The 13,232-nt window shown below is 49.7% G+C and carries 11 protein-coding genes, 8 tRNA genes and 1 rRNA gene; 1 reads left to right on the forward strand and 19 read right to left on the reverse strand.

Translation table 11 applies throughout. The features are described from left to right. Positions 1–3: 3 nt before the first annotated feature. Positions 4–663 carry an ATP phosphoribosyltransferase gene (gene hisG, locus ACFRAM_RS28025; RefSeq protein ID WP_066375749.1) on the reverse strand — a complete coding sequence of 220 codons (660 nt, stop codon included), beginning with the start codon at positions 661–663 and terminating at the stop codon, positions 4–6. 98 nt (positions 664–761) lie between these two features. Continuing rightward, on the reverse strand, positions 762–1,967 hold the full coding sequence (locus tag ACFRAM_RS28030) for an ATP phosphoribosyltransferase regulatory subunit (RefSeq protein ID WP_379470291.1): 1,206 nt from the start codon (positions 1,965–1,967) through the stop codon (positions 762–764). Between the two features lie 434 nt (positions 1,968–2,401). On the opposite strand from ACFRAM_RS28030, the gene gntK reads away from it, so the two are divergent. Continuing rightward, positions 2,402–3,946 carry a gluconokinase gene (gntK, locus tag ACFRAM_RS28035; protein WP_379470293.1) on the forward strand — a complete coding sequence of 515 codons (1,545 nt, stop codon included), beginning with the start codon at positions 2,402–2,404 and terminating at the stop codon, positions 3,944–3,946. A 119-nt stretch (positions 3,947–4,065) separates the two neighbouring features. On the opposite strand, the gene ACFRAM_RS28040 is transcribed toward gntK, so the two are convergent. The 17 genes from ACFRAM_RS28040 to ACFRAM_RS28120 form a co-directional block, all read right to left on the reverse strand. Then, entirely contained in the window at positions 4,066–5,217 is a 1,152-nt protein-coding gene (locus tag ACFRAM_RS28040) for an acyltransferase (protein WP_379470295.1), read from the reverse strand. Between the two features lie 112 nt (positions 5,218–5,329). Then, complete coding sequence (locus tag ACFRAM_RS28045; RefSeq protein WP_379470297.1) at positions 5,330–5,839, reverse strand: acyltransferase; 510 nt, start codon at positions 5,837–5,839, stop codon at positions 5,330–5,332. A gap of 2 nt (positions 5,840–5,841) precedes the next feature. Then, positions 5,842–6,492: a pyrophosphatase PpaX gene (ppaX, locus tag ACFRAM_RS28050; RefSeq protein ID WP_379470298.1), complete on the reverse strand. Its 651-nt coding sequence runs from the start codon at positions 6,490–6,492 to the stop codon at positions 5,842–5,844. A gap of 2 nt (positions 6,493–6,494) precedes the next feature. Further along, complete coding sequence (lgt, locus tag ACFRAM_RS28055; RefSeq protein WP_379470300.1) at positions 6,495–7,526, reverse strand: prolipoprotein diacylglyceryl transferase; 1,032 nt, start codon at positions 7,524–7,526, stop codon at positions 6,495–6,497. A 12-nt stretch (positions 7,527–7,538) separates the two neighbouring features. Beyond that, positions 7,539–8,477: an HPr(Ser) kinase/phosphatase gene (gene hprK / locus ACFRAM_RS28060; RefSeq protein WP_175369942.1), complete on the reverse strand. Its 939-nt coding sequence runs from the start codon at positions 8,475–8,477 to the stop codon at positions 7,539–7,541. Positions 8,478–8,714: 237 nt separating this feature from the next. Then, positions 8,715–9,836 carry an ABC transporter ATP-binding protein gene (locus tag ACFRAM_RS28065; RefSeq protein ID WP_379470302.1) on the reverse strand — a complete coding sequence of 374 codons (1,122 nt, stop codon included), beginning with the start codon at positions 9,834–9,836 and terminating at the stop codon, positions 8,715–8,717. 109 nt (positions 9,837–9,945) lie between these two features. Next, positions 9,946–11,043: a PucR family transcriptional regulator gene (locus ACFRAM_RS28070; protein WP_379470304.1), complete on the reverse strand. Its 1,098-nt coding sequence runs from the start codon at positions 11,041–11,043 to the stop codon at positions 9,946–9,948. 107 nt (positions 11,044–11,150) lie between these two features. After that, positions 11,151–12,095 (reverse strand): NAD(P)/FAD-dependent oxidoreductase, encoded by a 945-nt coding sequence (locus ACFRAM_RS28075; protein ID WP_379470306.1) that lies wholly within the window; start codon positions 12,093–12,095, stop codon positions 11,151–11,153. A gap of 168 nt (positions 12,096–12,263) precedes the next feature. Beyond that, positions 12,264–12,336 (reverse strand) — tRNA-Lys (locus ACFRAM_RS28080). Positions 12,337–12,341: 5 nt separating this feature from the next. Beyond that, positions 12,342–12,427 (reverse strand) — tRNA-Tyr (locus ACFRAM_RS28085). Between the two features lie 8 nt (positions 12,428–12,435). Further along, positions 12,436–12,508: transfer RNA gene (locus ACFRAM_RS28090), tRNA-Phe, on the reverse strand. Positions 12,509–12,589: 81 nt separating this feature from the next. Continuing rightward, a tRNA-Asp gene (locus ACFRAM_RS28095) sits at positions 12,590–12,667 on the reverse strand. A gap of 18 nt (positions 12,668–12,685) precedes the next feature. Continuing rightward, positions 12,686–12,761 (reverse strand) — tRNA-Thr (locus ACFRAM_RS28100). 28 nt (positions 12,762–12,789) lie between these two features. Continuing rightward, a tRNA-Val gene (locus ACFRAM_RS28105) sits at positions 12,790–12,865 on the reverse strand. 8 nt (positions 12,866–12,873) lie between these two features. Then, positions 12,874–12,950: transfer RNA gene (locus ACFRAM_RS28110), tRNA-Met, on the reverse strand. Positions 12,951–12,979: 29 nt separating this feature from the next. Beyond that, positions 12,980–13,071: transfer RNA gene (locus ACFRAM_RS28115), tRNA-Ser, on the reverse strand. A gap of 79 nt (positions 13,072–13,150) precedes the next feature. Next, positions 13,151–13,232, reverse strand: a 23S ribosomal RNA gene (locus tag ACFRAM_RS28120); the annotation flags it as partial.

Here is a 13,232-nt window from a genome sequence, read left to right on the forward strand (position 1 = left end):
TCCCTAACGCTGCTTGCTCACGCCAACTTCGAGCCCTGGACCTGCAATCACGCCTTGAAGCCGGTCACACAGCTGCTGGATTTCTGCATTCTTCATCCGGTAGCTTACCCGGTTCGCCACAAGACGGCTTGTAATTTCAAAGATACTGGTCATTTCCACGAGTCCGTTATCCCGCAAGGTCTGTCCTGTCTCCACCATATCAACGATCCGATCCGCCAGTCCGATCAGCGGGGCCAGTTCGATAGAGCCGTTCAGCTTAACAACCTCCACCTGCTGACCCTGCTCGCGGAAGTAACGGGACGCAACATTGGGGTACTTGGTTGCCACCCGCTGCTGAATGCCCGGCTGCCAGTTCGGCAGGCCGATAATCGACATCCGGCACCGTGCAATACCAAGGTCAAGCAGTTCATACACATCCCGGTCCTCTTCCAGCAGAACATCCTTCCCCACGATTCCGATGTCTGCCACACCATATTCGACATATGTAGGAACATCTACCGGCTTCGCCAGTATGAATTCCATGCCAGCTTCGGGAATTGGGACGACCAGCTTGCGGGATTCTTCGCCATCCGGCGGAATCGGAAGCCCGGCTTGACGGAATAATTCCGCCGCTTTATTGTAAATGCGGCCTTTAGGCATAGCCACCTTCAAAATCTGCGCCATTGTTCAATTGCCTCCATTTCCGGTGCGATCATTGGTTATTTTCTCCTGTCGCTCACGACAGTTATTTAGATCTGGTTAATTATATTTATAATTCGAAGTCATGAACGGACCGCGAATGTACGTACTTCCTCATATCTTTCTTCCTGTAGCCCGGCGCTATCAGCCCCTGGTTTATCGCCGCTATCAGAATCTCCTTGCTCGGAGAGCAAACGGGTTACTACAACACGTCCCTCCGACCGTAATCGCGCAGCCTCCTGCAGCCCATCCTGACGCCGGGATACATCGTATTGTACCAGAATAGGCAGCTCTTCCGTTTCATTCTCTGCAGGAACACCGTCCAGAATACGATTCGTCTTGAGCGAAAAGCCTGTGGAAGGAACGGGACGACCAAACTGCTGCAACAGATTGTCATAACGTCCGCCGCTGCATACCGGGAAGCCCAACTCAGCCGCGTAGCCCTCGAAGGTCATTCCGGTATAGTAAGTGAAGTCTCCGATCATCGTCAGATCGATCAACACGTGCTGGGACACCCCGTAAGATTCCAGCACCTCCCACACTTTGCATAAATGCTCGATGGAAGCCCGGGCCAGCGGGTGACCGCTAAGTTCCAGCGCCTGATTGCATATTTCCTTACCGCCACGAAGACGCAGCAGGTCGTTAAGCTCCTTCTTCTGCGCTTCAGGCAACTCCAGACGGCGCAGGGTTTCACGGAAGGAGACATAATCCCGGCTCAGCAGGTGGCTCTTTAATTCCTCTTGAGCCTCCGGCAGACCCGGCACAGCCTCCTGGAACAGCCCATTTAGGAAACCGACATGGCCCATCGCGATTTTGAAAGACTTCACCCCTGCAGCCTGCAGCGATGCAATCGCCAGCGCAACCACCTCTGCATCCGCCTCTGGGGAATCGTCACCCACCAGTTCAACGCCAGTCTGAAAAAATTCCGCTTCCCGCCCGGCCTCTTCCTCAATTGCCCGGAAGACATTAGCGTGATAAGAGAGACGTAGCGGCAGTGGCTCATCCTTCAGCAGCGAAGATACCACCCGGGCTACGGGTGCAGTCATCTCCGAACGCAGCACCAGTGCCTGACCGCGGTTATTCAGTAATTTATATAACTTCTGATCGGATGTAGAGCTGGCAACACCAACGGTATCGTAGTATTCCAGCGTAGGTGTGATCATCTGCCGGTATCCCCAACGGCTCATGCAATGCAGCACGTCTCTTTCAATCTTGCGCAGCTTCGATACCGCATGCGGGAGATAGTCACGCACGCCGGCCGGCTTCTCGAATCCTTTTGGTTTGGACATCTTCTAGGTTCACCTCATCAGGTATCATTGTGATTTATAAATTCCACTTGCTTTACTATGGTAAAGTGGTAGCAAATTAAAGTATTTGCAATATCGTATCACGTACTACTCTAAATCGTCAATTGTGCCTTGTAAAACTGTTGCTTTTCAAACCTAATTTCTTGATGGTTACCGTAGTTACAAAACCCCTCGGACCTTCCACTCCATTCAGATGCAAAGCAGAGCTCTGGCTTAAAGGGGTTGGAACCGCCCTGTCAAGGTATGCTAAAATCGTTAGGGAATCGGCCTAGTTGACCTCGTTGTACTTAGAATACCGGAATATTTCAAAGATTTATGTAATTGTGTACGTAATACATTTTCTTCAGACTGCATGAAATCCCCTTTAAAATGTTCGTATCTTATGTAGTACTTCCAGTGGAAAGAAGGAATGAAGCATGAGCAATTCTTATATGATTGGCGTGGATATCGGGACGACTAGCACCAAAGCGGTCCTCTTCGGGGAAAATGGTGACATTGTAGCCCAGGCTAACATCGGCTACCCGCTTCATCAGCCGTCCCCATCAGTGGCAGAGCAGGACCCGAATGAGATTTTAGAGGCGGTCATCGGCACCGTGTCGGATGTAATGAAACAGAGCGGGACCCGGGCAGATGATGTATTGTTCGTCTCCTTCAGCTCCGCCATGCATAGTGTTATTGCCATTGACGGCAGCGGCAATCCCTTAACGGCCTGTATCACCTGGGCCGATAACCGTAGTGCAGGTTGTGCGCTGCGTCTCAAGAATGAACTGCATGGCCAGGACCTGTACCTTCGAACAGGGACACCTATCCATCCCATGTCGCCAATTACCAAGCTAATGTGGCTGCGGGAAGATCATCCGGACCTGTTCCAGCAGGCCGATAAGTTCATTTCCATTAAAGAATACATATTCGCCAAGCTGTTCGGCGAATATGTTATTGATTACTCCATCGCCTCTTCGACTGGGATGCTTAACTTGGAGCAGCTCGACTGGGATGCTGAAGCCCTGAATATCGCCGGGATTACCAAAGACCGACTCTCGAACATTGTGCCGACTACACATGTCATGCAGGGCCTGCTCCCCGGGCTGGCGGACAAGCTTGGCTTGCTCCAATCGACCCGGTTCGTCGTTGGCGCCAGTGATGGCGTGCTGTCCAATCTCGGTGTAGGTGCCATTAAGCCGGGAGTTGTCGCCGCTACGATCGGGACCAGCGGGGCTATCCGAACGGTTGTAAATCGTCCGATTACAGATCCCAAAGGGCGGATTTTCTGCTACGCTCTTACGGCAGACCATTGGGTCATCGGCGGACCGGTGAACAATGGCGGCATGCTGTTCCGCTGGGTACGCGATGAATTCGCCGCCTCCGAAGTAGAAACCGCGAAGCGTCTTGGCATCGACCCCTACGAGGTGCTGACACGTATCGCCGAGCAGGTGCCCCCTGGCAGCGGCGGCTTACTGTTCCATCCTTATCTGACAGGTGAACGAGCGCCACTATGGAATCCTGACGCCCGCGGCTCCTTTTTTGGACTGTCGATGAACCATCACAAAGAGCATATGATCCGCTCCGTGCTGGAAGGCGTAATTTTCAATATGTATACCGTGCTGCTGGCGATGGAAGAGAGTATCGGCCGCCCGCATCAAATTCTTGCGACAGGCGGCTTCGCCCGCTCCCCGCTGTGGCGGCAGATGATGGCCGATATTTTCGACCAGGAGGTGGTTGTGCCAGAGAGCTTCGAAAGCTCTTGCCTAGGCGCGGTTGTCCTCGGACTGCTCGCCACTGGGCGTGCAGAATCCTTCGACGTCGTGTTCGATATGATTGGCTCCACACACCAGCACCATCCGTTCACTGAGCATGCCAAGGTGTACAAGAAGCTCCTGCCGATCTATATTTCCGTATTTAGAAGTCTGGAAAGTCAGTACGAGGCCATTGCCCAATTCCAGCGGGAACAAGCCGGGGAGTAGAATCCGCTATTTCTTCTATAGTAACCAGAAAGCGCCGCACACCCCACTTTGGGGATGTACGGCGCTTTTTAAGCTGTCACCTAGTATTTTAGGCAGAATGTAGGCTACAGGTCCGCAGATTAGCTCTGCACGCCTGGTTTCGCCTTCTGCGGTGCAGAGCCGAACACAATCCATGCTGGCTTCACATAGCGGAAGGCTATCGCGACAATCAACCAGGACACGAGCAACGCGACCAGCCAGCCTCCGGCAATGGCCGCGGTGTAGGCCAGTGAACCGCCATGGAACGGCAGCTTTCTATAGAAGAAGAGAAGCGCCGGATGGATCAAGTAGATTCCGAACGAGCATGCGCCTGCAGAGGTCAGCAATCTAGCAGTCAGACTGCGGCCCGCCCCGTATAGCAGGAAGGACAGCTGCAGCAGAACAAGGCAGGAGAGCAGCGCATGCAGATTGGAGAATGCCTCATACCACAGACTGTTGATGACGGTTTTCTTGGTAAAGTTATTGAACCACAGCTCCACATGAACCACACCTGCAGCGATCCACAGCAACCAGAGTGCAACCCAGACATAACCCCTGCTGGCACGCCAGCCTTCGCGAGAAGGTACCAGCCATTTTTTCAATGATCCGTAATAGACCGCTATCCCTGCCCCGAGCAGGAAGTAAGAGAAGTATGTAATGGCCAGGCTTCCCTTCGTCAACTGCCAGTACCCGTGGTTGGTCATATATTTGTTAAGAACGACGAAGCCCCACTGAAGCGCCAGCCCGATTAACGGAGCCCAAGCCGCCAGTGAACGGACCTTTTGCAGACACCACAGAATCAGCGGGAACAGCACATAGAATTGAATAATGATAATGACATAATAAAGGTGCGTGTACGCCGTACCTGTCAGCAGATACTTGCCCAGCTTGGAAGCCAGCTCCATGGGCGGCAGACTCCAACTATGTCCTGCGGTCATTTTCAATATAAAGTACATCAGCGAGAACATCACATACGGCACTATGATATAAATTAACCGTCTGCTATAGAATTTCCCAAGCGTCTTGCCGCTTAGCGGCCGATCTATGTAATTGTAGAACAAGACAAACCCGCTCAAGAATACAAATGAAGGTACTGCAAACTGACTGAATTTATTAATGAATAAGAACGGGTGAAACATGGAGGTTCCCAGCGTCTCCGCGAGTGTACGCGAAGTAGCATGAATCGCCAGCACGGCAAAAATAGCAATGGCCCGGAAAATATCCAGCTGTGGAATCCTTTCTTTTTGCTTCATTATCTTCCCTCCTGTTAAGCTTTGTGTTTCCATTATTCATATAAGACGCGAAAAACCCTGCAGGTGTTGCGCACAAGCACGCAATATTCAACTGCAGGGTCCAAGCTGTTATTCACGATTCTTCCACACTCTCCGCGCTTTGAGACGATTTCAGGTCTCTAAGTGGATTACCTCCCACAAAAGCACCGGCTGGCACGTCTCTGTGGACTACAGAGCCCGCAGCTACGATCGCCCCATCCCCAATGGTCACCCCGGGAAGGATCGTGGTATTGGCACCCACCAGTACGTTCTCCCCGATAATGACTTCACCCAGGCGGTATTCCTTAATGAGATACTCATGCGCCAGGATAGTTGTGTTATAGCCAATAATTGAGTTTTCACCAACCGTTATTTTCTCCGGAAAAAATACATCCACCATCGCCATCAGTCCAAACGCCGTATGCTTTCCTACCTTCATACCTAGCACACGCCGGTATATCCAGTTCTTTAACGGCAGAATCGGACAGTAACGGGCAATTTGAATGAAAATAAAGTTTTTGACGCCCTTCCACGGGCTGACCGTACGGTAAATGTACCACAACGAGTTATGCCCTTCCACGGGATAACGGGTCACATTTCTCACAATTAATCCGTCCCTTGATCCACGAGATCACAGATTTCCTTCATATCGTGGATGATATAGTCCGGCCCATACTTGCTAAGCGTCTCCTCGCCCTTGAGTGACCAGGCGACAGCTGCCGCATACACTCCCGCAGCCTTGGCCGACTGAATATCCACGATGCTGTCCCCCACCATCAAGGTTGTACGGAGATCAGCATTCAGATTGCGTACAGCTGTCAGGACAGGCTCCGGATGTGGCTTAGGTTCCGTAACATCGTTCACTGTCACAATGGTATCCATGTACTTGAGCAGATCGAACATTTCTAGCGCTTTGATAGTCGTCGGACGGATCTTGGTGGTTACAATCCCCATCTTAATCCCCCGCCGCGCCAATGCTTCCATCGTCTCATTCACATGTGGAAAAGAACGAATCAGAGCATCGTGATGCTCGTAATTATAGGAGCGGTAGGAAGCTTCCAAACCACTTATATCCTCCAGCCCCGAGAACACTCTCATCTGATGCTGAAGCGTAGTCCCCATGTGAGGAATCATCTCTTCCCTGCTCAGTGGGGGCAGGTTGTTGTGCTGTAATGCATACTTAAACGAATTCAGAATCAACTCGTTCGTATCAACAATCGTTCCATCCAGATCAAAAAGAACGCATTCTATTTTCAAGTTTACTGCTCCTTCTTATCCTCTTCAGTAGGCGGCTTGAGACCGGCCTGTGACCCCTTAGAGGCCTGCTGTGGTGTATGCTCTGCGCTGTCAGGTACAACGGCATCTGTGTTCCCGGTCTTTGTCGAAACAATAGGATCGGAATAATGAGCTTTCGGCTGTCCTGTAGTCCGACGGATAATAATGAGCACCACAGCAGCAACAATAATTAACAAGGACAACAGCTGAGAAATGCGGATATTTCCGTAGTTTGGATCCAGGAACCCTGGTTCAAAGCCCAGCCATTTCATCGGACTCCACAGTCCATTGATGAATGATGCCAGACCACTGCTTCCATTGTAACCTAGACTGTCCGTACGCAAGGCCTCAATGAAGAAACGTCCAATGGAGTACCAGATGAAGTAAGACAGGAATATTTCACCTGCACGGACAAACTTCTGGCGCCGGAGTATCATTAGAATTGCGATCCCGAGCAGACTCCAGAGTGACTCATAGAGGAAGGTAGGATGATGAAAAGCATCTCCTATGTACATTTGATTAACAATGAAGTCAGGCAGATGTAGCTTGCTGCGCAGGAAAGATTCCTCAACAACGCCGCCATAGGCTTCCTGATTCACAAAGTTCCCCCAACGCCCGATCATCTGACCGGCAAGCAGCCCAGGTGCGCAAATATCGATAATGCGCCAGAATGGATAACCTTTATACCGGAAATAGATGATTCCGCATATAATGGCACCGATTAGCGCCCCGTAGATGGCAATGCCTCCGTTCCAGATTTTGAAGACATCCACAAAGTTATCCTTATAGTCATTCCACTTGAACGCTACATAATAAATGCGGGCACCGATAATTGCGGAGGGCACTCCCAGCAAAAGCATGTCCATAAAGAACTCCTGAGGAATGCCAAACCGGCTGCCTTCGCGAATGACCAGAAATAATCCCACCAGTGCGCCCAGTCCCAGAATCAAACCATACCAGTGAACCGGCAGAGATCCAATTCTAAAGACTATGGGGTCCAAAGCTAAAGGGAACATTCTCTCACACTCCTAGTCCAGATCATCCATATCCTCAGAGATGGTGGCTGTTAATTTGTTGGTAAACTGTAGCGCCGCATTAAAGCCCATTTGCTTCAACCGGTAGTTCATCGCCGCAACCTCGATAATAACGGCAAGGTTACGTCCCGGGCGAACAGGAATGGTTACGAGCGGAATATCCGTATCGATAATACGAGTCGTCTCTTCATCAAGTCCCAGGCGGTCGTATTGTTTATCCTGCTGCCAAGCTTCCAGTCTAACCACTAGCGTAATACGCTTATGATTGCGAATCGCACCAGCACCAAATAGCGTCATCACGTTGATAATCCCTACGCCGCGAATCTCCAGCAAGTGACGGATCAGTTCCGGTGCTGTACCATGAAGCTGGTTATCCGAAGTTTGGCGAATCTCAACCGCATCATCGGCAATCAGACGATGACCGCGTTTGACAAGCTCAAGCGCCGTCTCACTCTTACCGATACCACTGCTGCCTGTAATAAGCATCCCTACCCCATACACGTCACACAATACGCCATGAATGGTAGCCGTAGGAGCCAAACGCCCTTCCAGGAAACTCGTCAGACGGCTGGAAAAAATCGTAGTAGCCATCGAGCTGCGCAGCACAGGCAATCCCTTTTCATTACTTATATCAATGAGTTCCTGTGGTACTTCCAAAGCACGGGTGATTACAATACAAGGCGTATTGTCATTACAAATGCCCCGGACACGGCTCTTCCGCTCTTCCTCCGGCAGCATGGAGAAGAAAGCCAGCTCGGTCTTGCCCAGCAGCTGAACACGTTCTTCAGGGTAATATTCAAAATAACCGGCCATTTCCAGACCAGGGCGGTTGAGGTCATCGACCGTGATCGGCCGCTTCAGACCCTCATGTCCCGATACCACTTCTAATTGAAAATGCTGTACCAATTCAGATACTTTTACCTTCTTAGCCATGTGAATTCTTCCTTTCCTCGCCTGCGGTTTTTTCTCCGCTATCCCGCGTTCGGTTAGGATGATATTCCCATTCCATCCGCAGGTAATTCTCCTGCTAATCTTAATGGATAATGCCTATGAATGCAATCTTAATGCCCCTTAACAAAGGGTATATCCCCTTTCGGAGAAGGATGCATACCCTTCACAGGCCAATAAAAAAGCCACCCCAAAGGGGTGGCTCGCAAAGCGGGATAAGACTTATCCCAGCAAAATGTTCTTTTCGGATTCTTTGTCGAAGAAATGAACTTTGTTCATGTCGATCGCCAATTTTGGCTTGCTGCCTTCACGAGTTGTAGAACGTCCGTCTACACGGGCAATAACAGTGCTGTTGCCCACTCCGCTCAGGTACAAGAGCATTTCGTGACCCAGATTCTCGGTAACATCAACCAACGAAGAGAAGATTGTGTTCGGAGAAGCTTCCAGGAATACTGGCTCTTCGTGGATATCTTCTGGACGAACGCCCATAACCACTTCTTTACCGATGAAGCCTTTGTTACGAACGATTTGAGCTTTGCCGCCTGGTACTTCAACATCCAGGTTGTCAGCACGGAAACGAACAGCGCCGTTTACATCGCTCAAAGTACCTGTAATAAAGTTCATTGTAGGGGAACCGATAAAGCCCGCTACGAACAGGTTTTGAGGTTGGTTGTAAAGCTCTTCAGGAGAAGCAGCTTGTTGAATGATACCATCGTACATAACTACGATACGGTCACCCATTGTCATAGCTTCTGTTTGGTCATGCGTTACGTAGATACAAGTAGTTTCAAGGCGCTTAACCAGTTTAGTGATTTCCGCGCGCATTTGACCACGAAGTTTAGCATCCAAGTTGGAAAGAGGCTCATCCATCAAGAAGACTTGCGGATCACGGACAATCGCACGTCCCAAAGCGACACGTTGGCGTTGACCACCGGAGAGTGCTTTTGGTTTACGCTCAAGCAAGTGCTCGATGTCGAGGATCTTCGCAGCTTCACGTACCTTCTTGTCGATTTCTTCTTTCTTCACTTTACGCAATTTCAAACCAAACGCCATGTTTTGGTATACGCTCATGTGCGGGTACAACGCGTAAGATTGGAATACCATCGCGATGTCACGGTCTTTAGGAGCAACGTCATTCACGACACGGTCGCCAATGTACATTTTACCTTCGGAGATTTCTTCCAGACCTGCGATCATCCGCAAAGTTGTGGATTTACCGCAACCGGAAGGTCCAACCAGTACTAGAAATTCTTTATCTTTAATATCAAGATTGATATCCTCAACTGTAGCTTTATCAGAACCCGGGTATTTTTTGAAAATATGCTCTAAACGTACGCCTGCCATTGTATTTCCCCCTCGAGTCATTTATTGGATTAAAACATCAATTCGTTTCTTGTACATTTATCTTACCCCAGTTATGCCGGGATGGCTATTTGTAACGTTCACAAAAAACCTATTTTCTTTTCGTCACTTTATACAATAGCATCGTCAGCTTTACAATTGCAGCGTCTCCAAAGCTTCGGACGTCGGCCCCAGTCTCCTGCTTGATCTTGTCCAAACGATAGAGCAGCGTATTACGGTGGATATATAGCTTCTTAGCGGTTTCACTCACATTACAGTCCATTTCAAAGAAAGTCTCCAGTGTCAGCAGCATTTCCTTGTCGGACAAGACAGAGCTATAGTCGCCGATCTGCCCAAGTAGCTTGCGTCGTCTGGTGTCAGGAATACTATTCACTAGACGCTCTAAGCGCAGCTCCCAAGGGAGATGAATATATTCGCCGACCTGGAAAATCCGACCTAAAATGATGGTTTCCCGTAGCAGCGCCACTGAACCCGTTAGACCTTTGACCGGAACAACCGCCGGTGCTACCGCTAGATGAAAGATCCCTACCCATTCACTGGCGATCAGCTCATGCAGCCCCATTGAAGTCTGGGCCAGCAGATCATCGTCATTCTCTTCTTCATCTTCCTTATCATCCCCGCCGGTGAGCAGTTCCTTACGCGCTAAAATCAACCATTCCTTCTCCTGAAGCGGAATAAGCAGAACCTCATTCTCAAAATAACTCCGCAGCAGCTTCATTAACGATCTGTAAGATACCTGAGGACTGTGTACGTTTTCACTACTTAGGAGAAAAGGAATCATATCGCTGAACAGCCGGCTCTTTAAAGCCATATCATCAGGGATCTCTGCGTCATCCTTCTCTTGCTCCAACTGGGCATTCAACCAACTGCTAAGCTGACGGGCTTCCACCTCGCCTTCTTCACGAAACCCTGTGGCTTTCAGCGCTACTGCAAAGTTCTGGGCTGCATAATTGACCAGCTGAACTTCCCGCGAACTAAGACCTTCCAGTTCTACCCATACTGTCGTTATACGGCCATCATTATCATATAAGGGCACCCACAAACTTCCTTCAGAGATAACAGGCTGCTGTTCCTTGCCTTCCGTTCCTACGCCAAAAAGGGAAGCGGATTGCTGCCTCCCTAACTGCTTGAGTCCGGTTCTTTTTCCGGTGAGCTGTTCCAACTTTTGACGCAATGTCTCGCTATCCATCGTCACCATACTCCACCACTCTTACTCTTTTCGACTATTTTAACATATTTCTATGCATCATGCGGTGTCAGAACAGGTCGAACGATAATATCTTGTGCAATTTTATGTCATATTCCGGTTGTACTCTCAGAATAGTTATGTTCTTCACGTTTCAATTTCTTCAAAGCTTTGTTCATCCATATCGCTGCCAGGGCACCCTCGCCCATAGCTACTGTCGCTTGCTCAGCATGAACAGCTACATCTCCTGCCACCCATACATTCTCCACATTGGTTGTCATTGAGCGCTTATTAGCTTCTATGTGCTTGTTCTTATGCAACTCCACGCCTAGTTCGGCTGCAAGCTCCGAATGCACAGGGTTTCCGCCAAAAGCAATAAAGCCACGCTCTGCGGGAAGAAATGTACCATTTTCCAAAGCTACTCCCGTAATCATTCCATCCTCTTGCCCGTTCACACGCGATATAGTTTCTTCTATATATGTTATGCCCTCTGCGTTCAAGCGATTTAGCAATTCAGGGGACAACGCTGTTTTCTCATGATTAATATAGGTTAAATGCTTCGTCCGTTCGCGTAAAATAAAAGCCATATTCGCCCCGGCTTCCCCCGCACCCATCAGCACGGTCTGCCGGTCCTGAATCTCATACCCGTCACAGTCGGGGCAGACATATACACTGCAGCCCAGCAAGGAGGTCAACCCTGGCAGGTCTGGAAAACGATCCGATACCCCAGTTGCCAGCAATATCGTCTTCGTGCGATAGGTCTGACCTTGAATACCCCGCAGCTGAAAATGGTTCTCCTGCTTCTCCGCCTTCAGGACCTCATCCACCAAAAACTCTACTCCGACACGTTCCGCCTGTTGTCTACCACTGGCCCTCAGCGCCTCTCCCGATACGCCATCCGGCCATCCCAGTATGTTATGATAGCTCCGGCACAGACTCGAGCGTCCCTTCCCAGCGTCCACCACCAACACACGATGAGCCGAGTACCGACCCAACTGAATCGCTGCCTGTAAACCAGCAATCCCACCACCAACAATAATCGCATCATATATCAAGGAATATCCCTCGTTTCTGCACTGCATGAATACCCTTATAATTAAACGAAATCCAGATTTTTAAACTTGCTTACTGTAATCCTTCTTCAGTTTTCACTGGAAAAACAAAAAATAACTAAAAAACAAAAAAGCCACCACCATAAAGGTGATGACTTTTTCTAATTGGGATGAGCCATGAAGGACTCGAACCTTCGACACCCTGATTAAAAGTCAGGTGCTCTACCAACTGAGCTAATGGCTCATAAATGGTGGGGGATGATGGATTCGAACCACCGAACACGTACGTGAGCAGATTTACAGTCTGATGCGTTTGGCCACTTCGCTAATCCCCCAAGAAAGGTGGCTCGGGACGGAATCGAACCGCCGACACGAGGATTTTCAGTCCTCTGCTCTACCGACTGAGCTACCGAGCCATATGAAATTTTTACATGACAATGAAGCGGAATAGTTACACTTCCACTCTTCTGTGGAAAACTATACTTCATTAAGATAAATGGCGGAACCGACGGGATTCGAACCCGCGATCTCCTGCGTGACAGGCAGGCATGTTAGGCCAACTACACCACGGTTCCACAATTTAGATGAAAAAATGGTGCCGGCGAGAGGACTTGAACCCCCAACCTACTGATTACAAGTCAGTTGCTCTACCAATTGAGCTACACCGGCACAGTGTAAGGTATTACGGTATTATAAATGGTGGAGGCTGAGGGGATCGAACCCCCGACCCTCTGCTTGTAAGGCAGATGCTCTCCCAGCTGAGCTAAGCCTCCAGGTATTATGGTAGCGGCGAAGGGGATCGAACCCCCGACCTCACGGGTATGAACCGTACGCTCTAGCCAGCTGAGCTACACCGCCACAATAATTAGTATTCATATGGATTGGAATGGCGGAGAGAGTGGGATTCGAACCCACGCACCGCTTACGCAGTCTAACCCCTTAGCAGAGGGTCCCCTTATAGCCACTTGGGTATCTCTCCAAACAAGACTTTTTCCATATAATCCATACAGGCTTAATCGCCTGAAAACTGAATCCGAAACGAATTTGCATTCTAACTATAGGATAAGCCCTCGACCGATTAGTATTGGTCAGCTCCATGCATTGCTGCACTTCCACCTCCAACCTATCTACCTCGTCGTC

Origin of the sequence: Paenibacillus sp. NPDC056722, from assembly GCF_042790635.1 — a bacterium.
GTDB classification, from domain to species: domain Bacteria; phylum Bacillota; class Bacilli; order Paenibacillales; family Paenibacillaceae; genus Paenibacillus_AQ; species Paenibacillus_AQ agri.